At 53.3% G+C, this 24,408-nt stretch carries 23 protein-coding genes; 11 read left to right on the top strand and 12 right to left on the bottom strand.

Annotation, left to right across the window (positions count from 1 at the left end; genetic code table 11):
* Positions 1-75 precede the first annotated feature (75 nt).
* Positions 76-825 carry an acyl-homoserine-lactone synthase gene (locus ACR0DB_RS06365; protein ID WP_170769308.1) on the bottom strand — a complete coding sequence of 250 codons (750 nt, stop codon included), beginning with the start codon at positions 823-825 and terminating at the stop codon, positions 76-78.
* A gap of 559 nt (positions 826-1,384) precedes the next feature.
* Between ACR0DB_RS06365 and ACR0DB_RS06360 the strand changes: the two genes are divergently transcribed.
* Positions 1,385-2,326 (top strand): response regulator, encoded by a 942-nt coding sequence (locus tag ACR0DB_RS06360; RefSeq protein ID WP_170769307.1) that lies wholly within the window; start codon positions 1,385-1,387, stop codon positions 2,324-2,326.
* A gap of 152 nt (positions 2,327-2,478) precedes the next feature.
* Here the strand turns inward: ACR0DB_RS06360 and ACR0DB_RS06355 are convergent, their stop codons facing one another.
* Complete coding sequence (locus tag ACR0DB_RS06355; RefSeq protein WP_480549569.1) at positions 2,479-3,186, bottom strand: IS6 family transposase; 708 nt, start codon at positions 3,184-3,186, stop codon at positions 2,479-2,481.
* Between the two features lie 600 nt (positions 3,187-3,786).
* Positions 3,787-5,262 (bottom strand): Na+/H+ antiporter NhaC family protein, encoded by a 1,476-nt coding sequence (locus ACR0DB_RS06350; RefSeq protein ID WP_480549567.1) that lies wholly within the window; start codon positions 5,260-5,262, stop codon positions 3,787-3,789.
* A gap of 192 nt (positions 5,263-5,454) precedes the next feature.
* Here ACR0DB_RS06350 and ACR0DB_RS06345 point away from each other — a divergent pair, with 192 nt between their 5' ends.
* The 3 genes from ACR0DB_RS06345 to ACR0DB_RS06335 all read left to right on the top strand — a co-directional run bounded on the left by ACR0DB_RS06345 (position 5,455) and on the right by ACR0DB_RS06335 (position 9,343).
* A complete protein-coding gene (locus ACR0DB_RS06345) occupies positions 5,455-6,501 on the top strand; it encodes a DUF1214 domain-containing protein (protein WP_480549565.1) in 1,047 nt (348 codons plus the stop codon).
* A complete protein-coding gene (locus ACR0DB_RS06340) occupies positions 6,498-7,574 on the top strand; it encodes a DUF1254 domain-containing protein (protein ID WP_480549563.1) in 1,077 nt (358 codons plus the stop codon). Before ACR0DB_RS06345 ends, ACR0DB_RS06340 begins: the two co-directional genes overlap by 4 nt.
* A 272-nt stretch (positions 7,575-7,846) precedes the next feature.
* The gene (locus ACR0DB_RS06335; protein WP_480549561.1) at positions 7,847-9,343 is read left to right on the top strand and encodes a BCCT family transporter; all 1,497 of its coding nucleotides are present in this window, start codon (positions 7,847-7,849) and stop codon (positions 9,341-9,343) included.
* A 96-nt stretch (positions 9,344-9,439) separates the two neighbouring features.
* On the opposite strand, the gene ACR0DB_RS06330 is transcribed toward ACR0DB_RS06335, so the two are convergent.
* Positions 9,440-9,832, bottom strand: a complete 393-nt coding sequence (locus tag ACR0DB_RS06330; RefSeq protein ID WP_480549559.1) for a sodium/glutamate symporter — start codon at positions 9,830-9,832, stop codon at positions 9,440-9,442.
* A gap of 91 nt (positions 9,833-9,923) precedes the next feature.
* On the opposite strand from ACR0DB_RS06330, the gene istA reads away from it, so the two are divergent.
* The 6 genes from istA (at position 9,924) to ACR0DB_RS06300 (ending at position 15,653) form a co-directional block, all read left to right on the top strand.
* Positions 9,924-11,411 carry an IS21 family transposase gene (gene istA / locus ACR0DB_RS06325; protein ID WP_480549557.1) on the top strand — a complete coding sequence of 496 codons (1,488 nt, stop codon included), beginning with the start codon at positions 9,924-9,926 and terminating at the stop codon, positions 11,409-11,411.
* The gene (gene istB, locus ACR0DB_RS06320) at positions 11,408-12,163 is read left to right on the top strand and encodes an IS21-like element helper ATPase IstB (protein WP_480549555.1); all 756 of its coding nucleotides are present in this window, start codon (positions 11,408-11,410) and stop codon (positions 12,161-12,163) included. The genes istA and istB overlap by 4 nt, the downstream gene beginning before the upstream one ends.
* 93 nt (positions 12,164-12,256) lie before the next feature.
* Entirely contained in the window at positions 12,257-12,505 is a 249-nt protein-coding gene (locus ACR0DB_RS06315) for a DUF1214 domain-containing protein (RefSeq protein WP_480549553.1), read from the top strand.
* Positions 12,414-13,529, top strand: a complete 1,116-nt coding sequence (locus ACR0DB_RS06310) for a hypothetical protein (protein WP_480549976.1) — start codon at positions 12,414-12,416, stop codon at positions 13,527-13,529. The genes ACR0DB_RS06315 and ACR0DB_RS06310 overlap by 92 nt, the downstream gene beginning before the upstream one ends.
* 388 nt (positions 13,530-13,917) lie before the next feature.
* The gene (locus ACR0DB_RS06305) at positions 13,918-14,790 is read left to right on the top strand and encodes a hypothetical protein (RefSeq protein WP_170352681.1); all 873 of its coding nucleotides are present in this window, start codon (positions 13,918-13,920) and stop codon (positions 14,788-14,790) included.
* A 44-nt stretch (positions 14,791-14,834) separates the two neighbouring features.
* Positions 14,835-15,653, top strand: coding sequence for a hypothetical protein (locus ACR0DB_RS06300; protein ID WP_480549551.1), 819 nt, complete (start codon positions 14,835-14,837; stop codon positions 15,651-15,653).
* Between the two features lie 277 nt (positions 15,654-15,930).
* Here ACR0DB_RS06300 and terL read toward each other — a convergent pair whose 3' ends face one another.
* The 6 genes from terL to ACR0DB_RS06270 all read right to left on the bottom strand — a co-directional run bounded on the left by terL (position 15,931) and on the right by ACR0DB_RS06270 (position 20,926).
* The gene (gene terL, locus ACR0DB_RS06295) at positions 15,931-16,248 is read right to left on the bottom strand and encodes a phage terminase large subunit (RefSeq protein ID WP_170352680.1); all 318 of its coding nucleotides are present in this window, start codon (positions 16,246-16,248) and stop codon (positions 15,931-15,933) included.
* A 55-nt stretch (positions 16,249-16,303) separates the two neighbouring features.
* Positions 16,304-17,011, bottom strand: coding sequence for an IS6 family transposase (locus ACR0DB_RS06290; protein ID WP_170352679.1), 708 nt, complete (start codon positions 17,009-17,011; stop codon positions 16,304-16,306).
* A gap of 94 nt (positions 17,012-17,105) precedes the next feature.
* Complete coding sequence (locus tag ACR0DB_RS06285) at positions 17,106-17,558, bottom strand: GNAT family N-acetyltransferase (RefSeq protein ID WP_170353132.1); 453 nt, start codon at positions 17,556-17,558, stop codon at positions 17,106-17,108.
* 55 nt (positions 17,559-17,613) lie between these two features.
* Positions 17,614-19,680, bottom strand: a complete 2,067-nt coding sequence (locus ACR0DB_RS06280) for an oxidoreductase (protein ID WP_170352678.1) — start codon at positions 19,678-19,680, stop codon at positions 17,614-17,616.
* A 75-nt stretch (positions 19,681-19,755) separates the two neighbouring features.
* Positions 19,756-20,424 (bottom strand): TetR/AcrR family transcriptional regulator, encoded by a 669-nt coding sequence (locus tag ACR0DB_RS06275; protein WP_371809131.1) that lies wholly within the window; start codon positions 20,422-20,424, stop codon positions 19,756-19,758.
* 172 nt (positions 20,425-20,596) lie between these two features.
* The gene (locus ACR0DB_RS06270) at positions 20,597-20,926 is read right to left on the bottom strand and encodes a DUF6614 family protein (protein WP_170352676.1); all 330 of its coding nucleotides are present in this window, start codon (positions 20,924-20,926) and stop codon (positions 20,597-20,599) included.
* A gap of 77 nt (positions 20,927-21,003) precedes the next feature.
* Between ACR0DB_RS06270 and ACR0DB_RS06265 the strand changes: the two genes are divergently transcribed.
* Complete coding sequence (locus ACR0DB_RS06265; RefSeq protein ID WP_170352675.1) at positions 21,004-22,296, top strand: NAD(P)/FAD-dependent oxidoreductase; 1,293 nt, start codon at positions 21,004-21,006, stop codon at positions 22,294-22,296.
* Between the two features lie 21 nt (positions 22,297-22,317).
* On the opposite strand, the gene ACR0DB_RS06260 is transcribed toward ACR0DB_RS06265, so the two are convergent.
* Together ACR0DB_RS06260 and ACR0DB_RS06255 are read right to left on the bottom strand one after the other, a co-directional pair.
* On the bottom strand, positions 22,318-23,670 hold the full coding sequence (locus ACR0DB_RS06260; protein ID WP_480549548.1) for an MATE family efflux transporter: 1,353 nt from the start codon (positions 23,668-23,670) through the stop codon (positions 22,318-22,320).
* 27 nt (positions 23,671-23,697) lie between these two features.
* Positions 23,698-24,336, bottom strand: a complete 639-nt coding sequence (locus tag ACR0DB_RS06255; protein ID WP_170352673.1) for a TetR family transcriptional regulator C-terminal domain-containing protein — start codon at positions 24,334-24,336, stop codon at positions 23,698-23,700.
* Between the last annotated feature and the right edge of the window lie 72 nt (positions 24,337-24,408).

The following is a 24,408-nucleotide window of genomic DNA, read 5'->3' as shown; positions in this document are numbered from 1 at the left end:
GGCCTCGCACCAAAAGACAAGGAACACGCAGGCCAACCCCGTGTTTAACATGCTTTCCAGCACCTTAACTGCGCTCTATGGCGATTGCCGATTGATATTGAACAAGACCGACTGGCTATAGGTCCCTTCGATCGAGAACTTCGCCCCAACCGGCGCGGCCCCTACCCCAAGCCGCCGCGACCAGCGCGCCCAGACTGACGGTACAATTCCAAGAATGCGCGTCGCTCCACCCTCGGCGGCTGTCACAGTCATTTGATAGAACAACTCTTGTTGCACGGCCATACGACGTGAGGACGGCACGCTGTCGGTGATGAAAAACCGCGATGCCTCCCAGACATTGGGGGCAACTGGAGCCTCGAAAAAAAGGACATCCGTTGGCATACCCGGCAAATTCCCCTGCTGCGCATCCCGCAACATATAGGAGTAAATCCCGCAGCGCGCGGTTGTCGGCAAAAGGCGCACGCCGCCCAGAACCTCGCCGAATTCATGCAGAACGACCCAGCGACAGGCGGGTGTGTCGTATTGATCGAACTCCATGCCATCTACCTGCCCGATCTGCCAGTTCAGGCGGTCGATGAAAATCGACTTGCGGGTTTCCAGATACTTGGACAGCAGCGTGCCATATTCATGCATGTTGCGAAAACTCATCGTCGTCGCACGAATCTCACCCAGCTTTTCCTGACGGGACGGCTGGCTTCGCTTGAGCGAAAACAACCGTCGCCGCGGCGCAGGCTTGGGCGCAGCCGCAGCGTCATTAGCAGGCTCAAGGTCCGGAAAAACTTTGGACGCCGGGTAGGCCTGCTCGTACTGGAGTGGTCGATCCATATTTTGCTCTTATTTTTGACACACTTATGCCAAGATGCCGAACACCAAGTCTACAACTTAGTGCTGTTCGCCTTATGATTGAAGCCCATGTGTGGCCAAATCACCTCCACCCTTCATTTTTGGCTGCTAAATTTTAGTTTATTCGCCATTTTGTTTGATTTTTTTGTGGATTTCCTGCGCCAGATGCAGACAGTTAGCCGCTCACAACTCTTTGAACAGAAGAGAATTTTCTGGGTTTTCCGACTAACTGGGTGGAACTTGGAGCGGCAAACATGAATTTTTCGCGATCACGACACGTCAACTCCGTTGCAACAGGGTGAAAAAGCTCCTACCCGAGCGGTCGAAATGATTGGCAAATTCCATGTTGATCCTAATGTTCATTAAATCCGCGCTTAATGAAAAAATGATTAATCGGACACATAGGTGCCTCTGACCCGTCAATCTTTTGCCGTTTTTCTCGGACAGCCTGAACGCACCTGAAAATCCACTCGCCTGCCGTCCTTTGCCGGAAGTCTGCAAAGCAAAAGGATGGTTCGGTGGCAAAACCTGGTGATTTGTTATGCGTATACTTGCCGTAGACGACGACCCAAGCATTCTTGAGCTGTTGATCTGTGTATTGGGCGCCTTCGGTTATGAAGACGTGGTAACCGCGCGCAGCGGTCAAGAGGCGATTAAAGTCCTGTCCGAAACGGATCAGGTATTCGACTGTCTGCTGCTTGATGTGCAAATGCCCGAGATGAACGGTATTACTTTGTGCGAAGAAGCGCGCAAACTGCCGGATTATCGCTTTACCCCAATTATCATGGTCACCGCCATGGTGCAGAAACAGTATATCGACGAAGCGTTCGAGGTTGGCGCCACGGACTATGTCACCAAACCGTTCGAGTTTGCCGACCTAAAACAGCGTCTTTCGGATGCGTATCGACTGGCTGCCGAACGGCGTGCCGCGATCGAAGTGCTCGAGGCGGATGTCTACGCGCAAAACGATTCCGAGGTGAATCCGAATTTCCGTTTGAGCGATCCGCTCTATTTTGGCGATCTGCCTGGCTGCATCGGTCTGGCCGAGTTCGAAAATTACGTGGTTCAACTGGCAACCATGCACGCCAGAACGTCCAAAATGCTGGCCATCAAGGTCAACGAAGTCGAAGAGATCTTCGGCCTCAGCACATCAACCGAATTCCGCGAGATCATGGCGGTTGCAGGCGAGGCGCTACTGACATCCTCCAAGGATGGCCGCAACTTCGCGACCTATTGGGGCAATGGTGTGTTCCTTCTGATTCACGACCGCAAAAAGGGCCTGAACGCGCAAGAACTGAGCTTGCGCCTGTCACGCCTGCCTGGCACCGACGCCGGTGAGCTTCTGGCTAATGCCGGTATATCATACCACGTCGGTGAGGACGTCTCGCTGAATGCTTCGTCGAAGATGGAAGCTCTGTTCCTGATCGACAAGGCTGTTGAACTTTCAGAAATTCAGGATGGCCCTTTGGTCAGGTTCGGCTGAACCCTTCTCCTGAAACTGAAAAATCTCGCAAGGCCGGGCTGACCACAGGTTTGCCCGGCTTTTCGTCGTTCAATTCGTCCAAGATGTATCATGAGTGGCGGTGCTGTCAGACGAATTCGAACCAGTCTCAGTGTGCCGCGGAAACCGCTAACCTATCCGGAACAAAGTTGACGCCACTCGCTAAGAGCGGCGGCGCGGGTCAGCTTGAAGGTGTCTCGACTGGCTAACGATCTTTCCTGGTTGAAGTGGTTGCAAACGGAGGAATGGACGGAGGCGAATTTCTGTAAACTTCGCATGTGCCTGAAACGCAGCATCGCGCGTTCGCGTCGTCGAAACGGCAGGTGCGAGTTCTCGACTCGGTTGTTGAGCCACCTGCCCGTCTGCTGTTTTTCGGTAGCGCCAAGCTCTCTGAGAGCGGCCTGGTACGACGCGAAGCGATCCGTGACGACGGTTTTTGCTTTACCGTGCCGCTTCATCAATTTCTTGAGGAATTTCAGTGCTGCAGCTTTGTTTCGGCGTTTGGTGACAATGGCTTCCAGCACCTCGCCTTCATGATCAACGGCCCGCCAGAGATAGTTTCTCTTGCCATTCACCTTCACGAAAACCTCGTCAACGTGCCACTTCCATTTTGAAAAGGCTCGGAGTTGCTGAACCCGTTTTCTTCGGATCTCTGATGCAAACATAGGGCCAAACCTGTTCCACCAATATCGGACAGTTTCGTGGCTCACGTCGATGCCTCGCTCATGCAGCAGATCTTCGACATTCCGAAGCGAGAGTGGGAAACGGACGTACAGCATCACCGCCAGGCGGATGATCTCGGGGCTGGTTTTGAAATACTTGAAGGCGGCAGGTTTGGTCATTCCCAGACGCTACGAAACCGCCCTGCCCCGCTCAAGCAAAGTTCTTCTGACAAGACCCTTTCGACAACGTTGATGCGACGGTTCCGTTGGACAGGCAAAAAATAACCTTCAAGCTCGTTTATGACGTAACGCAATCCGAGGCGACGTTCGAAGACAAGGAAAATGTACGAAAAACATTCACGCAGTTGACTGGCTTAATGAAGAACTTCCATTATGCAGCGGACGGCACGCCCGAATACAAAGACACTTGGGAGCAGGTGCGAGAGTTGTGTCGAGAGAAATTTGGCGTTTAGGTTCCGGTCGCGGTAAAGTAAAGTCGAGATGATGCTGTCAGACCGACCCAAACTCGTCTCTACTAGGCCGGCACTGCTGTTATTTATCCTGAACTAAGTTCGCGCGCCTTGGGAAAACCGACGGCACTTGGCAGTCCGAAAGTGTCTTGGCTTGATGTATCTTTGTATTTTTCAAGAGGGTTCTCGATTGAAAGCACGCACTCTTTCTCGACCCGATACACTAGAAACCACCAATTGTCCGTGCAGCTCGAGATCTTTTTGTGGCGCGTAGCAGTCGCTTTCTCATCAATCGTATGAAGGAATGGGTTCAGCTGGAAGTTGATGAAATGTCACTTTTGTGGATACCAGAACCGTCTCCGCCGGAATCGTCCGTTCGGAAAAGCGCAGGCGCGATTGCGGCAAGCATGATTGCAACAAGCGGATTCAGCAGGTTGAAAAATGCAAAGGGCGCGTAAGTGGCCGTTGCAACTCCGAGTGTAGCAGCCATGTAGGCACCACAGGAATTCCACGGGATTAACGCGGACGTGACAGTCGCACTGTCGCCAACAGTGCGGGATACAGCGGTCTTTGACAGCCCGCGTTTGATAAAAGTTGAGCGGAACATCCGACCAGGCAATACAATTGCAATGTACTGATCAGAAGCGAGCAAATTGGTACCGATGCATGCCCCAACCAAGGCCGCAACGAGCGCGACAACGGACTTTGCTGCGTCCACAATCGGCTTCAAAATTCGTTCAAGAACACGAGTTTTTTCAACTACGCCGCCAAAAGCCAGTGCCGTCAGAATAAGCCAAATTGTGATTAGCATGCTTTCCATTCCCCCACGCGAAAGCAACTCGTCAATTCCGGGCCGACCTGTATCTGAGATGTAGCCATTGGCCATAGCTGACCAGACACCTTTCAATAGGCCCAACGTAGTCGGCAGGTTTTCGGCATCCGCAAACTCGATCACCCGTTCTGGAAGCAAAACGACAGCCACAATGCCTCCTATAAGTGCGCCCAAAAAAATGGTGGTAAAAGGAGGCCAACGTGTAATTGCCAAAACAAGAACGAAAATTAAAGGAATGAAGGGCACAACGCCCACGTTGTATTCGGCAGCAATTGCCTCAGTAATAGGCGAAGCGTCATATTCCTGCGGGCTGCCAAGAAACCAGAAAATTGCCAGAGTAATCAGAAGGGTCGGCCCTGAAGTCCAGAATGCGGCCTTAATGTGCTCATACAAATCGGCGCCCGAGGAAATTGCTGCCAGGTTGGTAGCGTCTGAAAGCGGGGATGATTTATCTCCGAAGTAAGCACCGGATATCACCGCGCCCGCCGTGATTGCCGGATTGAGTCCGATGGATGATGAGACACCCATCAATCCAATTCCAATCGTTCCTGCGACAGTCCATGAGGATCCAATGCAGAGGGCGACGACGGCACATATAACCGCCGAAGTCATATAGAAATAATCCGGCTGCAGAACTTTTAGCCCCCAATAGACCATGGCAACCAGAGTACCTGACATTGCCCACGTACCGATCAGTGATCCAACCGCGAGCAGAATAAAGATAGCGGTGATGCCAGTTGTGACACTTTGGACTGCTGCTTCACGCATTTCTTCTAGTGAGTAGCCGTTTTGATGCCCGATCCAAATTGCAACGAGCGCGCAAAATACTAACGCAATCTGATTGGGGCCGGATGCCGCTTGCTCTCCATAGAGGGAGTAAGCCGTCGCAAGGAGAACGACTAACACTGCGACCGGCACTAGCGCTTGTGTTAAAGAAGGTATTTTTCCGTTCATTTCTGATCTATTCGGTCATGCCTCTAAGTCGCTTGTCTCACGCATGACAAAGTTTGCCCAAATTGGCCATTTTCGGCCAAAATTGTGCGTCATGCGAGCGCACTATCCGTTTTAGCTTGCTCCAGACTAGTACAATTATAGTTTAGTAAACAAATTTCCAAAACCTATGTTTCCAATATGGGGTTGACCAAGATGTTTCTACGCAAGCTATACACTCTGATCTTGTTTCTGCCATTCTTTGCTGTTCCTGCATTTGCTCAGGACACCATCGAAAACTATATCCGCGAGTATCCCAACCAGGAACAAGTGCGCATGATGCAGCGCTGGCTTGAAACCAACGAGCCGGGCAGTTTTCAGTTCACGGGACTCGTCGACCCCACCGATGACACGGTGATCACGCCGCAGGCGACAGTGAATTACGGCTATAACTGGTTCAGCCTTTCCGAGGGGCCCGCGATCATCCGCACGCCGCGATACGACCGCTACTTCTCAGTGTCGATTTTCGACATGAAGCACAACATACCAGGCGTCATTGTGAACCCAGAATTGCCGATCCTGCTATACCGGCCTGGGCAAACCTTGCCCGAAGGCGATTTTCACAAACTGGCCCTTGAAACCGACCAAGGGCTTGCGTTCACCCGAATGGTCGTGGTCGACAATCTTGACGAAGTCATGGCACTGAGCGGTGAAATCGTGATGGAAGGTGGTCAGGGCGACATGGACCGCGACGTGCAGCGATTTTCGCCCGAGACCGAGGCGGCGGCACTGACGCTGATCGAGACCGCCGTTCCTTTGGTGGATACCGACAAGATTTTCGGGTCGGTTTCAGGTGATGTGGGAGAAATACATGCTGCTGTAGGAGTGTTTCAGGGACAACTTGGCACGCCGTCCGACGTGGTGAGATACGGCCTACTGGCGTTTGACGAAAACGGCCAGCCGTTCAACGGCGATGACACATACGTTCTCACCGTGCCTGCAAACATCGTCGAAGACGGTGGTTATTTCTCCGTTACGGTCTATGCGTCGGTCAACAAGCTGCTGATACCAAACGATAAGGGCATCTACGATCAAACCAGCTATACAGCGGAGCCGAATGAAGACGGCACCTATACCGTGACCCTCAGCCCATCCGGCGAGGGGCAGAACGGCATCCCGACAGGAACGCCGTTTTACGGTGTCCTTCGAGCCTACGTTCCGGTTCCCGGCGCAGATTTGACAGTCGAGGTCGAAACTAAATGAAAAACACATCCAACAAGTTCAACAAAATTACAGCTGCACTGTTGTGCAGCACTCTGATCGCACCAGCGGCGCTCGCGGATATCCCGGACATAGACAGTTCCGGCTGGTCAACAGATCCGAACGACTACGGGATGAGCGCCGCCGAGTATATCAACGCAGACAGCCGGGCGTTTTTTGCAAACTTCATGGGCCGCTCTGGCGTCAACCAGTTCTTTCACTTCACCAATCTGTCAACCGCCGACGACCGCTGGGTCGTTTCGCCCAATAACGATACGATCTATTCGATTGCTATCGTCAATGCGAGGCAGGGGTTCACGCTGGATGTGCCGGATGTGGGCGACCGGTTTCTATCGATCCAGATCATTACGGAAGACCACATGACTCCGTTCTACCTGTACGGGGACGGTCAATACACATTCTCGTCCGAGGAGTTCGAGACCGATTTCGTCGCCGTTGGCATTCGGACCGGAACAGATGCTACGCCTGACGATGTGCGTGTGGTGACCGAAGAACTCCAACCACAGTATGCAATTTCAGGTGCCGCGTCAGAGGATAATCTGCAGAGCTTTGACGCGGAGGTACTTGAAAGGGTGCGCGCAGCCCTGCTGGCGGAGTATTCCAAACTGCCTTCATCGTTCGGTGCGATGCAGAAGCGGGTCGCCGATGTCGAGGACTGGGAGTATTTCACCTATGTCACGGCAGGCGCCTGGGGTTTGTCGGCAGACGAAAACGCAATGTACGCTATTGGTGGTCCTGAAAACGCGGTGGGAGGCACTTGTTATACGGCAACCTTCGCGGAAGTGCCGGTCGATGCATTCTTTTCCATCACGGTGTATGGTCCGCAGAAATACCTGATGTCGGACACGGATAACATCGTCAGCTCAAACCAGGGCGTTGTCAGCAACGACGACGGCTCGTTTGACGTTGCATTCGGTGGCGAGGACTGTCGCGGACTTGCACCTAACTTTGCCTTCACGCCTGAAGATGGTTGGAACCTGCTACTTCGGGCATATCGCCCGGATGTCGAAGAGTTTCGAGCCTATCGTGTTCCGGATATTGTTCCAGCGGAATAAAGGCCTTAGTTTGGGTTGTATCACTCTATGAAGCCTCTTTTCCAGCACGATCGTCTAGTCCAAAACCGGCTAACTTGCAGGACTGACAATGAACAGACTCCCGATGTCAAAAGCTATTGCTTTGGCTATACCGCCCACCGGCTCCAGAAACCGTCGTGCCAATGGGCCAGTGACCCTCTATGCGCTAACAATCAAACTGGACTAGTCAGATCAGGCTGCTCATCGCCCCATAGCGTCGCTTATCCCGTGAGGACACTTTCGTCAGAGCCAACATGAACTCCAATACGACCCTTTTGGCGACATCCCTTGTTGTTATCACCGCCGCAGGCCTTTGGGGCATTCTCGACCCCGGCGGAGCCTTAAACACATCGCGCGCGCTTGTAGAGGTCTCATTTGAAAGCCGTGGCTGGTTCATAATGCTGGCTGTCACGGGCCTGTTGTTTTTCTGTATAGCAGTTGCGGTTTCTCCGCTCGGTCTAGTGCGGTTAGGGAAAGACGAGGACAGACCTGAGTTTTCGACGCCTGCATGGCTTGCGATGTTGTTTTCAGCCGGCATGGGCGTGGGATTGCTATTCTGGGCTGCCGCCGAACCCCTTACGCATATCACGTTTGCGCGCGACTACCTCCCGGAACCGGAGGCCGCAAACGAAGCACTGACAACAACACTATTTCATTGGGGTCTTCACGCCTGGGGTATTTATACCGCCACGGCGCTTTGTATCGCCTATTTCGCATTTCGGCGCGGTACAGCCATGATGATGAGTGCGCCTTTACGCTTTCTGTTCCCGGGAGAGCGTTGGGCCAGTGTTGTTGGCTGGTTTGCTGACTTTGCGGCAATAACCGCCATCGCCATAGGTGTCGGTGGCTCCATTGCTATGGGTGTATTCCAGGTTGCTGATGGTATCGACATTCTGAGCAGCGGAGACGGTGCGAGCGTCTGGCTGACCAGTGTGGTTTTTGTCGCTCTTGTTGTGTGCTTCCTACCGCCGCTGATGGTCGACCTTGGAGCGGGTATGTCGCGGCTGTCAAATCTGGCCATGATCCTCGCTGGTTTGTTGCTGGCGTTTGTCGTTCTTTTCGAGCCTACGCAATTTCTCATGAATTCTGTGCTCAGCAGTTTTGGCGACTACATTGCCGAGGTCATTCCGCGCGGGTTTCAGACCTTCACCTTTTACGACGACGGATTGAACCGATGGTTCAAGGACTGGACGCTCACCTACATGGTTTGGTGGATCGCATGGGGTCCGTTCGTCGGCGTGTTTATCGCCCGCATATCCAAAGGCAGGACGATCCGGGAGTTCGTCCTGGGTGTGCTGGTTGTTCCTACAGTGTTTTCGATGATTTGGTTCGGTGCGTTCGGAGGGATCGGAATGTTCGATACGCTGTACGGGACCGGTGAATTGATGACGGTGACGCAAACGAACATCGACAGAGTGACGTTCGAATTACTTGCGCGGCTACCTTTGTTCGAAGTCACAACCCTTGTGACAATTCTTGCCGCTTTTCTTTTTATCGTAACCAGTGTGGTCAGTGCGGCCTTTGTTCTAGGCACCTTCTCAACGGGCGGCAATCCTGAACCCGCCCCGCGCATCCGGTTGATCTGGGGCATTCTGTTGGGTTTGCTGGGGGCCGCGATGATCGTGTCCGGCTCTATTGATGCCGTCCGCAGCATGATTGCACTTGGTGCCCTGCCCTTTGTCTTTATCCTGCTTTTATTGGTGACCTGCCTCGCCCGCGCCTTGAAAGATGAGCTCAATGCTGACCGGTGATCTGATCAACACTGTTATGAATATCTCTGCCTTTTGCTTTCTGGGAGCTCTGGTTTGGGTCTTTGCCAAACCCTCCAAACGCGACAAGGACGACCTCTAAAAGTTCAAAAACACCTGAACGATTAGAGCGTTCACCAAATCCACGAAGAATGCGGAGACACGCAGCAGGGTAATGACGGCAAGGGGCGCCGGACCATACCGTTTGGCAACCGAGGACATATTGGCAATCGCTGTTGGCGTTGCACCGAGCACGAAACCAGCAAAACCGGAGCTGAGGACTGCGGCTATGTAATTGCGACAAAGCCCGACAAACAATACCCCGGGAATAAAGGCTATGGCGACGACGACTTGCATGAGAAGAATAACAAACAGCGTGAGCCCGAGATCCGCGAGAGTCCATAATTGCGTACTCATCAAGGACATGGCGAGGAACACAGACAGGCAATAGTCCGAGATGATTGTGAGAGCGGCGGTGAGAAAGTCGTCCACGGTAGCGGCGGGATGACCCTGCTGCGGGCGGCGTAAAAGTCGTCCATCTTTGCCCTTCTTTTCGTAACGGGGGGGCGGGAGGATCTTTTCCGTGGATTTGTATCGTAGAGTTCGTCTGGCCTGTGCCGAGGGTATGAGTCAGCGAGAAGCGGCCCGACATTTCGGGATATCTCGTGACAGCGTTCGCAAGATTTTGGCGTTTTCGGTCCCACCTGGTTACCGGCGGTCAGCACCGATCCGGCGGCCCAAGTTGGATGGCTTCACTGGGATCGTTGATCAGTGGCTGTCGGAAGATCGGCAGCGACCGCGCAAACAGCGGCATACGGCCAAGCGGATCTTCGAGCGACTGCGCGATGAGCATGGCTTCGAGGGTGGTTACACCATCATCAAGGATTATGTTCGGGAACATGGTCGACGGCATCGCGAGATGTTCGTACCGCTTAATCATTCACCCGGCCATGCTCAGGCCGACTTCGGCGAACCGGTTGTTGTGATCGGTGGCATTGAACAGAAGGCCCGCTTCTTTGCCTTGGACCTTCCACATAGCGATGCCTGTTACGTCCGGGCCTATCCGGCGGCGACCGCGGAAGCCTGGATGGATGGCCACGTCCATGCCTTTAGGTTCTTCGGGGCCGTTCCGAAGTCGATCCTGTACGACAACGACCGGTGCCTTGTGGCGAAGATCGAGCCCGACGGAACTCGCAGGCGCGCGCGGCTGTTCAGCGAGATGCTGTCCCACTACGTGATCCGGGACCGCTACGGGCGTCCTGGCAAGGGCAACGACAAGGGGTCCGTCGAAGGGCTGGTTGGCTATTCCCGGCGCAACTTCATGGTGCCGGTCCCGAGTTTTCCGACCTGGGATGCCTTCAACGACTGGCTCGAAGAGCAGTGCCGGAAGCGCCAAAACGACAAGCTGCGCGGGCACAATGAGACGATTGGAGAGCGGCTTCAACGCGATCTGGAGATCATGGCGCCGCTCCCCGCCCGGTCCTTTGACGCCTGTGACCAGGCATCGGGCCGGGTCAGTTCCCTGTCGCTGCTGCGCTATAAGACCAACGACTATTCCGTGCCGGTTGCTTACGGCCATCGCGATGTCTGGATCCGCGCCTATGTTGACCGTGTGGTCATCGGATGTGGTGGGGAGGTCATCGCGCGGCATGTTCGCAGCTACGACCGCGAGGACATGGTCTTCGATCCAGTTCATTACCTGCCGCTGATCGAGAAGAAGATAAACGCTTTCGAACAGGCGGCTCCGCTGGCCGGATGGGAGCTTCCCAAGGCGTTTGATACTCTCCAGAAGCTGATGGAGGCACGCATGCTGAAAGCTGGGCGGCGCGAATACGTGCAGGTCCTACGGCTGCTCGAAAGCTTCGAGATGGAGGAGGTTCATGCTGCCGTGAAGACGGCTCTCCAGATGGGAGCAATCAGCTTTGATGCCGTGAAGCATCTGGTGCTGTGCCGGGTGGAGCGGCGGCCGCCGAGGCTCGATCTGGATGTCTACCCGTTCCTGCCACGGGCTAAGGTGGCGACGACATCTCCGGCCAGCTACATGTGCCTGACAACAGGTGCCTCGACATGACGGAGACACCACAGATCCTGCTGAACCACCGACTCAAAAAGCTGAAGCTGCCGACCATCCTGCGGGAATACGACAAGCAGGCTCGGCTCTGCGCTGTCGAAGGGAGAGATCACGTCCAGTTCCTGGCCCGTCTGATCGAGCTCGAACTCATCGACCGGGAGCGGCGGATGATCGAACGCCGGATCAAGGCCGCGAAATTCCCCGCGACCAAGAGCCTCGACAGCTTCGATTTTGCCGCGATCCCAACCCTCAACAAGATGCAGGTGCTGGAACTGGCGCGTGGTGAATGGATCGACCGCGGAGAGAACGTCATCGCTCTCGGCCCCAGCGGCACCGGTAAGACCCACGTGGCGCTCGGCCTCGGTCTGGCCGCCTGCCAGAAAGGCCTGGCGGTTCGCTTTACTACTGCCGCGGCCATCGTGCACGAGTTGATGGAAGCCCGTGACGAGCGCCAGCTCCTACGCCTTCAGAAACAGCTGGTGAAGCAGAAGCTCCTGATCATCGACGAGTTGGGCTTCGTGCCCCTCAGCAAGACCGGCGCCGAACTGTTGTTCGAACTGATCTCTCAGCGATACGAGCGCGGCTCGATCCTGATCACCTCGAACCTGCCCTTCGACGAATGGACGGAAACCTTCGGTTCCGAGCGTCTCACCGGTGCCTTGCTCGACCGGTTGACCCACCATGTCAGTATCCTGGAGATGAACGGAGGAAGCTATCGTCTCGCACAGAGCAAGGCCCGGCAGAACTCCTAAGGCACAGAAGAGATTGGTCCTGACGGACCAAGACGCCTTGGCAACCGCCAGCTATTTGGGAGCGCGTTTGCCAAGGCGCCGGTCAACCAAACAGTGGACGACTTTTGCTCCGCCCAATGGCCGGTTATTACGCCGCCGTTGACATTGGATACCGAATTGGTGACCAATCCGGACGGTAGCGTGGACATTTACTTCGGTCCGGAAGCGCCAGAAGGGAAAGGAGGCAATTGGGCCCCAACGGTCGCGGGACGTGACTATTTTCTTCTATTCCGCTTCTACGGACCCACGGGCCCTTTTTATGACAAATCTTGGGTTCTTGGTGATCTGGAGAGAGTGGAGTAAACAGTATTGCCGTCGAGAACAAGGCTCGGAGCGCGAACATGGATGCTACCAGAGCAAGAAACCCACATCTTTTCCAAATGCCTATAGGGAGGCGAAATTGAGAAAATTAGAAGCCGCAAGAAACTGTTTTAAGGTGCGCCCGGATAACCGTTCCAGAACAAGAACAAGTGTGGCTTTTGTCGCTGGCATCGTTTCGTTGATGAGTGCTGATCTGGCCTTTGCGCAAGAAGAAAGCGATTTGGCCAGAGCCAATCGCGAAATTGCCAACCCTCTGACAAACAACACGCTTTTTATCTTCGAGTCAGACACTTTTCGTTTGCGCGGTGACATCACGGATGACGACAAATGGGGCAATGTCACTATTATTGAGCCTCTTATTCCATTTGCGATTGGTGACACCGGCTGGACGTACATCATGCGACCAATTGTGCCTTTAGCTTTTTCTGTCGATACCCCGGAAGCTGGACCATCGGGTGTGAGTTTTGATAGTAATTCTGGCTTGGGCGACATTGGATTACTGAACTTGTTTACGCCGGGCATGAATGCCAAAGGATTTCAGTGGGGGATTGGGGCAACTGTACAGGCTCCGACAGCCACCGATGACGCACTAGGCTCGGAAAAATGGACGATCGGCCCGTCTGCAATACTTGTAAAAAACACTTCGTTGCTGCGCCCCAGAGACTTTACTATGGGCCTTTTGATGCAAAACTTCTTCTCCTTCGCCGGCGACGATGATCGTGAAGACGTGGACCGAACAACACTTCAGTACTTTGGCACTTGGTCGATTACGGACCAATGGGGTCTTTTGACGGCACCAACCATAGTTTGGGACAGAACTCGAGACGACGAATGGTCTGTGCCTGTGGGTATGGGCGTGTCCTATACAACTAGGCTTGGCTCTAAAGGTATTCCCACACGTTTCGTTCTTGAGGGTCAGTACTTTGTTGAACGACCTGATGACTTCTCTGCTGACTGGAACATCCGGTTCGCCATGGCGATGTTCTTGCCGAAAGGCGGCAGGTAAACTTTGCAGTAAGTGCATCTGCCCTGTCTGAAAACAACGATGAAATCTGGAGATCAACTTTTGACAAGGAGTCAATATTATGAAGACAAAAAGTATCGCAGCGATTATTGCATCTGCATCAATCGGCGTCTCTCTGGCTGGTCAAAAGCTCGTCCTTACTCAAAGCGGCTCATAAGAAACGCGTCATTGTAGACATCTCCATCATGCGACGGCATCGTGTTGTACGTTTGCCGTTCGCTTCAGATGGTGGATATATACTTGCGCGTCAAAAAAATCCAATGGGCTGGATACTTGATGATCGGTTTTCAATTTATTGTCGAAAGGATTACGACTATTCCGAAACTCGGTCTTGTGATGGAGAGCCACTAATGAAATGGACTAAGCCGACGTGAAGTATATTCGCTGTTTCGCAAACAGAAGAAACAACTTTCTATCGACATTTCGTCTCGCAATGATCGTGGGAATCGCATCCGGCTCGCCGGCTGTTTCTGAAGATGCCGCCCTCAATTGGTCTCCAACCTCAACGAGAAGCATGAGCGCGTCACCTTGGCAATTCTCCGGCGCTATCTACGCTTGGTTGCCAAACGCACCTGCAGACATCACCGTTGGCGGTCGCACGTTTACGTTCGATGAAAACATAGACACCATTCTGGACTCCGCGCTCTTGGCCTTCGAGGGCGAGCTCTCTGCGCGGAAAGGTCCGCTTGGTCTATTTTTCGCAGCCATTTACTACGAAGGCGAGTACGACGACACAGCCATAGGCCCGCTTGGAATAACTCGGCAAAACGAGTTGGAAGAAAAAGCCTGGTTGGTAAACTATGGTCTCTCATATGAGATCGGAACCTTATCATTCGGGGGCGCACCAGATGCGACCAGGGTTGCTGTCTCGCCTTTCGTCGGTGGTACATATTTTCATGACGAAGTGTCTTTGACGGTCACTCCTGGTTTTCTATCTCCGCAGTTCGATTTTGACACCACGGTCGAATTTCACACACCTGTCGTGGGCTTGGATACACTCTGGAGTTTTTCAGACAAATGGGGTGGCAGAATACGAGCGCACTATGGCGGCTTTGGCGGAATTGATGGTGTAGAAGACACATGGGAGGTTATCGCCGGTTTGACTTATGCAACTGAAGCGTGGGGTAGAAATGGTAGATGGTACGCAGGATGGCGCCACACTGACATTGACTACCGCAGTGGCGCCGCTGACCTGGCTTTGGAAATAAGCGGACCGTTCTTCGGGTACGAGGTCGACTTTTAGAACAACTGGATCAAGCACGGCATAATTTTGGCAGAAGGAAAAAAATGTTGATCAAAGCAGAAACACAGAAACACTTTACTGCAAAAAGCATACTTTGCTCTATCGCCTTAAGCTTGCTTGCGGCGTTGCCCGTATCTGCTCAGAGCAGTTCAGACGATGCTGCACAAGCCAACAACCCTTTGGCTAATTTCACGGCATTCAACATCCAAAATTACTATATTGATGAATTCACCGGTCCAGGGGATGAAGATGGCAATCAGCTTGTGCTGCGGTACGCTCAGCCTTTTAGTATAGGCAACTCCAACTGGCTGCTGCGTGCGTCTTTGCCTTACAACAGCTTTCCAGTTGGGCCGGGTGGTTCTACGGAAAGCGGGATCGCTGATTTTGATGTTTTTGCTGCCTACCTGTTCGATACAAAAGATCCAGCTATCAGCTTTGGCCTTGGACCTCAGATTGTAGTCCCAACTGGTGACGACGATGTCGCAGCATCGCAATGGCAATTGGGCTTTGCCAACGTGATGTTCAATGCGCGATCCCCAAAACTCCAGTTCGGCTATCTATTGACTTGGCGGTATGGCGTTGGCAGCCTTGACGGAAACGATCGGGTCAATGCCGGTGCGTTTCAACCGTTCGCTTTCTACCAGCTGGGTAACGGATGGTACACGGGAGGCGCCCCGGTATGGAGCGCAAACCTTGAGAACGGCGACTACTCTATTCCTCTCGGCATCCGTCTAGGCAAAGTTTTCAAAAGGGGATCAACCGTATTCAACGTATTTGCTGAACCTCAAATTTCCGTTGCAGACAGCGGGGTAGGACAGCCTGAAAAGCAAATCTTTCTGGCTGTAAATATGCAGTTCAAGTGATTAATACTTAGAAAACTGAGTAAATGCTGTCATACAGATGTCGTTGCCGCAAGGCGGCGGTCGAAACATCAGATCATGAATCCCGGGACTCATTCGCTGCAAAGCGCAGCGTACTGGCTGTTCTACCGGCTGCTTTGGGCTCAAAGCCGTCATCCGACGGCATTAGCGATTAGACCGGTTTGTGGTTGCGAGCGGTCATTGGGGCCGCTCTCAGGATTGGTCCGACATCGGCCCTCCCAGTACTATTCAACGAGTTTTCAAGCTTGACGCTGAGGTTCTACCGCCGTCTGATCCGCTCGCGACGGCGCTCGCGACGTTCGATGTTTATCTGATGATCATGGCCTAGCGCCCGATAGAACCCCACTTCCTTGGACCAGTTCACAAAGTGGGCAAAGCTGTCGACCTGATCGTCGTTGCGTCCGCGTGGAAAGGATTGAAGCTCTCGTTTGAACACCGGCAGCCAGGGTGCATCTGCAGGCAGATAAACCTTGCCCTCTTCGACAGGACCGCAAGCGGACTGGAACCGGGTTTCCTTGTCCTTGTCGGGTTTAATGCGTTCGTAGCGCCGACGGTCATCACGAAACAGCTCGTCCAAAAGGTGCTGTCAGACGAATTCGAACCAGTCTCAGTTTGCCGCGGAAACCGCGAACCTATCCGGAACAAAGCTGACGCCACTCGCTAAGAGCGGCGGCGCGGGTCAGCTTGAAGGTGTCTCGACTGGCTAGCGATCTTTCCTGGTTGAAGTGATTGTAGACGGAGGAATGGACGGAGGCGAATTTCTGTAGACTTCGCATGCGCCTGAAACGCTGCATCGCGCGTTCGCGTCGTCGAAACGGCAGGTGTGAATTCTCGGCGCGGTTGTTGAGCCACCTGCCCGTCTGTTGTTTTTCGAACGCGCCTATTTCTCTGAGCGCAGCCTTGTAGGAAGCGAAGCGATCTGTGAAGACCTCCTTGGCGCAACCGTGCCGTTTCATCAATTTCCTGAGGAATTTTAGTGCTGCAGCCTTGTTTCGGCGCTTGGTGACAACTGCTTCCAGCACTTCACCTTCGTGATCTACTGCACGCCACAGATAATGTCGCTTGCCATTCACCTTTACGAAAACCTCGTCCACGTGCCACTTCCATTTCGAGAACGCGCGCAGCTGCTGCACACGCTTCCGTCGGATCTCAGCTGCAAACATTGGACCAAACCTGTTCCACCAATATCGGACGGTTTCGTGGCTCACGTCGATGCCTCGCTCGTGCAACAGATCTTCGACATTTCGAAGCGAGAGCGGGAAACGGATGTACAGCATCACCGCAAGGCGGATGACCTCGGGACTGGTTTTGAAGTACTTGAAAGAGGCAGGTTTGGTCATGGGCAAAAGCTACGCAACCGTCCTGCCTGCCTCAAGACAAGTTCTTCTGACAAGACCAGCGCTAAGACGAGTTTTTCTGGCAAGTCGCTACCAATTATTCATCTTTTTCATAAACTATAAATGGCGTTCTCTTAGCGACTTTGTCGTACAGAACTCGACCGGGATAATTAAATTCTTGAGTTGTCCAGTAGGTGGTCGGAACACCGTCCTGCTTGGCGATCTGGAAGACAGTTTCGATTAGAGCTCGACCAACACCTTTTCCTCTAACCTGCTGATCAGCGAAGAGATCCATCAAATAACAGGTATCCTCCACCGACCACATGAACCTATGGTAAAGGTAGTGCGCTAGTCCAACCGGTTTCCCTTCTAACTCAGCGATGAGGCAATTGTATTCACCTGCATCTGTTGACAACAATCTGTTGAACGAAACCTCGTAGACTTCTTCTGAGACAGAGGTCTCGTAGAAATCCAAGTATGCCGTCCATAAGCGCCGCCACTCTTCGTTGTCTTTCAATTCAAGCGGACGGATGATTAAGCCTTCCGGCATGGGTGATTTCTCCTGCGTTCCCTTGAGTGCGTACAACCGAGATCGTCCAGCGCAGTCAAATCGGCTGCTGCCGGACATCCAGACGATCATGTCTAAGTGGAATGTCCTCATCCACTGCTTCGTCCAATTCCTGCGCGTATCGATGGCCTGAATAAACCGCCGCCGCAATTATCGCCGGAGCGTCGCAATCTCCTATGCGACGAAGGCTGAACGGCAAATCCTCGGAACTCGCCCGCCCCAGTAATCCCCTGTAGAGACCATCATTTGGCTTCCGAGCAGTAACCATCACTATGTTGGCAACCGGAACATTCACATTTGGACCGCCATAGGCGCACTCCAACTCTGCGATTTCGCCATCAAATTGCTTAAGCGACTTTGACGGCAGGACCTCGACCCCTAAGCGAAGCAAATGCCTTCTGATGCGCCAACGTTCGGACGTATTTCTTGCCCAGTCAGAAACACTGTCAAACGGTGTGACCAGCGTGACGGCATGTCCCTGCGTTCTGATTTTTTCAGCAACAACACTGGCCATGTAGTAGCCATCACCATCAAAAACGAGCGTTGGTCCAATGGGAAGATTCCCATCCATGATGTCATCGGGAGTAAAGACCCGACCTAAGGCTGACCCTTTTGCGACCGGGGCGAAACGTTCTTCGTCAAAATGCTCTTTTCGCCAAGTCGCGCCGGTTGCGATCGCAACGTGGTCAGCATCTACGGCCAAGATATCGTCAACTGTCAGCGGGCTTTCACGGTAGATTTCAACGTTGGGCATCTCCATCAATTGCTGCTCGCGATAATCTTTGACGCGAATGTACTCGCTCATTCCAGGCAGAGCCGCTTCGCGCGAGACCCTGCCACCCAACTCACGAGTAGCTTCCGCCAATTGGACATCATACCCACGCACGCCAAGTGCCCGTGCCGCTTCCAGTCCGGCAGCGCCTGCCCCGACAATCAAGACGCGCGCATCTGAGGATTTCTTACGAATGATTTCAGGGTGCCAGCCTTTGCGCCACTCCTCTCCCATTGTTGGGTTCTGAGTGCATCGAATAGGTACCCCTATCGAGTCACTGGCGTAACAAACATTGCATCCGATACACTCGCGGATCGCGGACAAGCGTCCTTCTTCGATCTTCTTTGGAAGGTAAGGATCAGCGATTGAGGGGCGTGCAGCCCCAATGAAATCCGTAATCCCCCGCCTGACTTGCGAGACCATGGTATCAGGTGACGTGAAGCGACCAACGGTCACGACGGGCTTATCCGTCACGGACTTGACCCAATGCATATAGGGTTCAAGAGCAGCTTCTTTAGTAAAACGGGAGACACCCATCTCAACCGAGTAATCTGCGATGTTGATATCCCACAAATCCGGAAGATCGGAGAGCATCTCAAACATCTCTCGTCGCTCACCATAGATTGGCTGGCCATCCTCGCCGATCTCTTCGTCAGCCGAGAACCGAACGGCCACGGCGCACCGGTCGCCAACGGCGTCCTTGGTTTCCTGAATCAATTCTCGGGTGAGACGCACCCTATTTTCTAAGTTGCCACCATATTCGTCACCGCGCGTATTCACGCGCGGATGCAAAAAATTCGAGATCAGGTATCCGTGCGTTGCATAGACATAGACAACGTCAAATCCAGCGTCCCGTGCCCTCAATGCGGCCTTTCGATGCCAGCGGCGTAGATCCCGGATGTCCTGCTTGTCCATTGCACGGGTCTGAAAAGGGTGCCCTTTCGTATTGGGACGGCTGTCGACGTCCATGCTCGGCAACCGGGAAAACAAGTTGTTCGAGTTGGCGCCTCCGTACCAAAGCTCAGCACCTGCCAGGCTACCGTATTCGTGTACGGCATCGGTCATAAGGGTGTGCGCCCGAACATCACTTTCATCCCAAAGCGAAGCATAAGGATGCGGTAGGTCATCAGACGACGGGTGGATCGAGTTATACTCTGTGCATATGACGCCCCACCCCCCTTGCGCCTTCACTTTTCGCATTGCAGCAAGAGTACGCGGATATTGCCAACCCATACCTGTACAGTGCGGCACCTGATAGAACCGATTTGGCGCAGTAACTGGCCCGATTTGAACCGGTTCGAAAAGGATATCGTAGCGAGGGTCCCTATCCATTTTTTGATCCTTGGTTGGCTGCGCCATGCGCTGGCTGATCTTGTCTGGAGTGTCCGGTTTGAAAGCCGCTCTGTTTCAACCACCGTTTTTGAACGCGGGCATTCGAAAGTGATCTGGGTAGACCTTGGCAAGAAAGGCGGCAATGTGATCCCGGGCAACCGAACGTTGAAAGTTCTCGGGATAGGTCAAAAGCTCCAACCAGATTCCGTCGTACAGAGATTCCAGAATATTGACGACTTGCCTTGGCGGTATGTCCTTGTATCCACCGTCTTCAGCAATCTCTGAACACAGTCTCAGTGCTACGTCGTACCGCTCCTGATCGATGTCATTGATCAGACTGCGATAGACTTCGCGCCGTCCTGCCTCTCCAAAAAACGCAAACCAAACAGCTAGCTTTTTTGGCGTGCAAATCTGAGGGTAAAAGTGCGCATCGACGATCGCCAACAATTTTTCAGGCGCTGACAATCCTGCATTGTCAAAGGCTTCCAACCACTGTTCGTGGTGTTCCTTTGCTAGAAACAGCAACGTTTCTTCCAGCAAGTTCTGCTTACTTTTGAAGTGGAAGTTGACGATGCCCAATGACAAACCTGCAATCTCGGTCACTGTGGACATGGTCGTTCCACCAATCCCGTTTTCGGCAATCGAGTCGATTGTCGCATCGATGAGTTGTTGTCTCCTTACCTCCTTGGACTCGGTACGACGCCGTCCCTCAGGGTTTGTTTTTTCGATTGGCGATTGTCTCACCAAAATGCATCCCATCTACTAAGCACTTCTTTTGTCTTGCCTGCCCCCAACAGCCGTTCTCACTCAGCGTGTGGACGATTGACATCTAAGCGATAGATGCCATTGATTGAACGATCATTCAATGGAAAAGAGAAAATGATGTGAAAACATCCGGACGTACGCAATCGCAGATCTAGAGTTCCGACCAAAAAGTGAAAACCGGATCGTGCACCAAAGAAATAACTCTACGATGCAAAGCCCCCAAAGGCTCAACGCGGCCTTCAATGGCGGCCCAAGCCGCGTCTGCCTGCGATTGATCCCTGAACTCTACAACAGCCATAAGCGTATGGTTGCGCAGCTCGTCGGTATCGTAACCACTTGCGGGGATGCGCCTGCACAAAGGCGCACCCTCGGCGGCAAGGTCCGTCTTGATCAAGTGTTCGACAAACGCGTTCCACGCCTGCTCGAATGCATCGAGCTCGACGGTTGGTTTCAATTCGAATTGGTTCAAAAGTCTGGGCATTCGTCACATACTATCCGGCAAGTATCACGAGCCAAACCTACGTAGTTCCCCCCACAAGGCAAGCGCGAGGCCACTAGATGATCCGAAACGAAAACCCAGTCATTGCAAATAGCCTGTGGTCAGCAACAGCAGGCTATTCGTCAGAATGTCCACAATTGGTTGGCGAACAGCACTCTGACGTGACCGTGATTGGCGCCGGGTTTACCGGGCTTTCGGCAGCACTTCACCTGGCCGAGAAAGGCGTCAAAGCTGTTGTCATCGATGCGCATCATCCGGGCTGGGGAGCTTCTGGACGTAATGGCGGTCAAATCAATGTAGGCCTAAAGGACGGGCCGACGGGCATCAAAACCAAATTTGGTGACATCTGGGGAACCAGAATGATCCGAATGGCCGGTGACGCCGCCGATCTTGTGTTTGACTTAATAACTCGGCACGGGATTGAGTGCGACGCAAATCGTCCTGGCTGGCTGCGCGCGGCGCATAGTAAAAAAACACTCAGTGAACTACACAAACTAGCCGAGGATTGGGACAACCACGGCGGGGGTATGGTATCGCTTGATCAAAGCGAAATGCAGCGACTGACCGGGACCGAAGCTTACCTTGGCGGCGTTCTGGATCGCCGCGGCGGTGTTTTGCACCCGTTAAACTATGCACTTGGGCTGGCCGAAGCAGGTCGCCGCAATGGCGTGCAAATTTTCGGTGGAACGCCTGCCAAGCAGATTTTGTCAGAGGCCGGTCGCTTTCGGATTGAAACTCCCAAAGGAGCGGTTATCTCAGAAAAAGTGCTGATCTGTACGAACGCCTATTCTGGAGATCTGCATCCGCGCTTGGCTAAATCCGTTTTGCCCGTTCGCTCGGTCCAAGTCGCTACGGCGCCCCTGTCCGACAATGTCCGCCAGTCAATTCTGCCAGAAGGCAACGCTTTGTCGGACGCACGACGCCTGCTTCTGTACTTCAGGCAAGACGCGGAAGGTCGCTTTCTGATGGGAGGACGCGGCACATACAACGACAATTCCACTCTCGAACAAATTGAGCGGTTGAAACGCATTTCTGTTGAACTTTTCCCCCAGTTATCTGGAGTTCAGTGGGAATACGAGTGGGGCGGCTTTGTTGCATTGACGAGAGATCACTATCCACATCTGCATGAGCTCACACCGGGGATTATGACAGGTTTGGGATATAATGGGCGCGGCGTTGCTATAGCTACTACAATGGGGCGCGTCCTCGCTAAATGGGCGAGTGGAACCAAATCAGACGAGTTGGAATTTCCGGTCACCCCCCTCAGACCACTGCCTTTCTCCTTTGCGAAAGAGACTCTGGTCGAAGCGGAAATCCTGCGCCTGAAACTCTTAGACAAGTTGGGCCTTTAGAAGGCCAGCAAACAGCGCCGCTTAGCGGTTTTGGGAGAAGAAGCGATAGGTCAACGCGATAGCCGCCAAAGAGAGACCTGAGCCGTATCCGATCCAAACTCCGTTGGGACCGAACCCAAGCCAAAAGCCCAGCGCATATCCAAGCGGCAATGCAAAGAGCCAATATGCAATCAGGGTAATCGCAACAGGAACGTGATTGTCCATCATGCCCCGAAAAGCGCCCAGCATTGTCCCCTGCACGCCATCTGCGATCTGCATTGCAGCAATCACAAGGAACATCGATATCGCGAGAGAAACAACTTTTGGATCATCTGAGAGGCTATTGGCCAAAGGAGCGCGGCCAATCAAAATACCAGTAACGACAACGGCCATCCAACTAACGATGACCAACAGCGATGCCAATACTATCGGCTTCAGCCTTTCTTTTTCATTGGCGCCAATGGCCTGAGCTACACGTATCGAAATTGCAATCGAAACGCCCAAGGGCACCATGTAAACTACGTCGCTGACCGCAGAAACGATTTGATGCGCGGCGAGCGCAGCGGCGCTGAACCAACCAAGCATAAGGCCGGCAACTGCGTAAGCGGCCCCCTCCCCCAGATAACCATCGGAGATAATGAATCCTTCTTTGAGCTGCGCTTTGACCTCGGATCTGTCGAAACTCGCGGCCCTCAGAAGGCCTCTCTTTCTTTTCCATACTCGTATGATCACGAGCGCCATGATCAACGGCACTATCTGAGACAACAGACTTGCAATCCCGGCGCCAACAAGACCCAGACCTGGCCAGCCACCAACTCCGTGGATCAAAACATAGTTTGAAGGGATGTTGAAACCGACCGCAAGAAACGCAAGACCAACCCCAATCCACGGACGGTTCATGGCGTCAAAGAGAGCCTTAAGCGTGTAGAAAACCGTGAAGGGCACCAAAAGAAGGCTCATCGCAATCCAATACCCGCCAATTAGACTGACCACTTCAGGCGGCTGCCCAATCCAAGAAAGAGCAGGCTTAAGGCAGATCATTGCAACAGCGCCAACTGACCCCACGACTAGGGAAACAAAAACCCCGGCGTTTGTTGCTGCTGCCAACCCTTGGTCACTTGTTTTCCCAAAAGCTTCGGCCATACGCACACCAATTGCGGACACAAAGCCGTAGAGCGCTGAATAGAAAATGATCAGCACCGAGGCCGTAATTGAGACCGCCGCCAGAGGAAGTGTGCCCAACGGGGCCACCATCACTGTGTCAACGACGCCAATCAAAGCAGCAGCAGCAAGAGAAATGACTATCGGAAAGGCAAGCCGCGCAAGGTAACGCGCCTCTTTTAAGATGGCGCCCCAGGATGGCCGAGGCCGCTGCGATATCCGAACTCGCGTCATATTGTGGGGCCTTTCAGTCGAAATTGACTAAGCCGTATCTCCAAGTAATTCTGGAACCAAACGAACAAGGCATCCCCAGGCAGCTTGCTCCGCCTGCTTTCGGCTCAGGCCTTCCGGAGCTAGATGCAATCGTTGCCAATAGCCATCAGTTAATGTCTCCATCCATTCAGCCATTTGATCTGCTGATATAGCGTCGTCTGCTGAGAGCAGTTCATTCCAGATCAATCTCAAAGTCTCTCTTCGACGTGTCTCAAAATGCTCGGCAACTTCGTCATACTGCAGCTGAAATCGAAGCTCGCCCCAAAATGCATACCAAAGGGGCAAGACATCGGGACCACAGGCATCCGGGTGGAAGTCAGCTTTTATCAAAGCCCTTATCTTTTCGGCGGGCTTGTCCCCTGCTCGCTCTAAAGAAGCTGTCCAGTGCTTTTCGTAACGCTGGTAAAGGTCGCGCAATGTTTCTGTCAGAAGACCTAGTTTTGACTTGAAGTAAAACGCCGCGACACCCTGAGAAAGCTCAGCCTCAGACGCCACCGTTGCAAGCGTCGTTTTTGCCAACCCGTGCGTCAATATAGAGCGGCAAGCCGCGTCCAGCAGCTGCCGGCGACGACGATCTGCGTTCTCCTTCCGCTCTTTGCGAGGACGTTTCCGCTCAACTTCGACCAATTGCCGCTCCTCCTACGAATGCAGCCATCTACAGCGCGCAAAAAAGATGCGTCAATAGCTTGAAGTTTATTT

It is taken from the genome of Ruegeria sp. AB6, from assembly GCF_056542685.1.
This window is presented reverse-complemented; position numbering and strand designations above follow the sequence as displayed.

What these genes read in the sequence shown, in the direction of transcription:
- ACR0DB_RS06365 (WP_170769308.1), bottom strand. Translation starts at nt 825, where the DNA reads ATGGATCGACCACTCCAGTACGAGCAGGCCTACCCGGCGTCCAAAGTT.
- ACR0DB_RS06360 (WP_170769307.1), top strand. Translation starts at nt 1,385, where the DNA reads ATGCGTATACTTGCCGTAGACGACGACCCAAGCATTCTTGAGCTGTTG.
- ACR0DB_RS06355 (WP_480549569.1), bottom strand. Translation starts at nt 3,186, where the DNA reads ATGACCAAACCTGCCGCCTTCAAGTATTTCAAAACCAGCCCCGAGATC.
- ACR0DB_RS06350 (WP_480549567.1), bottom strand. Translation starts at nt 5,262, where the DNA reads ATGAACGGAAAAATACCTTCTTTAACACAAGCGCTAGTGCCGGTCGCA.
- ACR0DB_RS06345 (WP_480549565.1), top strand. Translation starts at nt 5,455, where the DNA reads ATGTTTCTACGCAAGCTATACACTCTGATCTTGTTTCTGCCATTCTTT.
- ACR0DB_RS06340 (WP_480549563.1), top strand. Translation starts at nt 6,498, where the DNA reads ATGAAAAACACATCCAACAAGTTCAACAAAATTACAGCTGCACTGTTG.
- ACR0DB_RS06335 (WP_480549561.1), top strand. Translation starts at nt 7,847, where the DNA reads ATGAACTCCAATACGACCCTTTTGGCGACATCCCTTGTTGTTATCACC.
- istB (WP_480549555.1), top strand. Translation starts at nt 11,408, where the DNA reads ATGACGGAGACACCACAGATCCTGCTGAACCACCGACTCAAAAAGCTG.
- ACR0DB_RS06300 (WP_480549551.1), top strand. Translation starts at nt 14,835, where the DNA reads ATGTTGATCAAAGCAGAAACACAGAAACACTTTACTGCAAAAAGCATA.
- ACR0DB_RS06290 (WP_170352679.1), bottom strand. Translation starts at nt 17,011, where the DNA reads ATGACCAAACCTGCCTCTTTCAAGTACTTCAAAACCAGTCCCGAGGTC.
- ACR0DB_RS06285 (WP_170353132.1), bottom strand. Translation starts at nt 17,558, where the DNA reads ATGCCGGAAGGCTTAATCATCCGTCCGCTTGAATTGAAAGACAACGAA.
- ACR0DB_RS06280 (WP_170352678.1), bottom strand. Translation starts at nt 19,680, where the DNA reads ATGGATAGGGACCCTCGCTACGATATCCTTTTCGAACCGGTTCAAATC.
- ACR0DB_RS06270 (WP_170352676.1), bottom strand. Translation starts at nt 20,926, where the DNA reads ATGCCCAGACTTTTGAACCAATTCGAATTGAAACCAACCGTCGAGCTC.
- ACR0DB_RS06265 (WP_170352675.1), top strand. Translation starts at nt 21,004, where the DNA reads ATGATCCGAAACGAAAACCCAGTCATTGCAAATAGCCTGTGGTCAGCA.
- ACR0DB_RS06260 (WP_480549548.1), bottom strand. Translation starts at nt 23,670, where the DNA reads ATGACGCGAGTTCGGATATCGCAGCGGCCTCGGCCATCCTGGGGCGCC.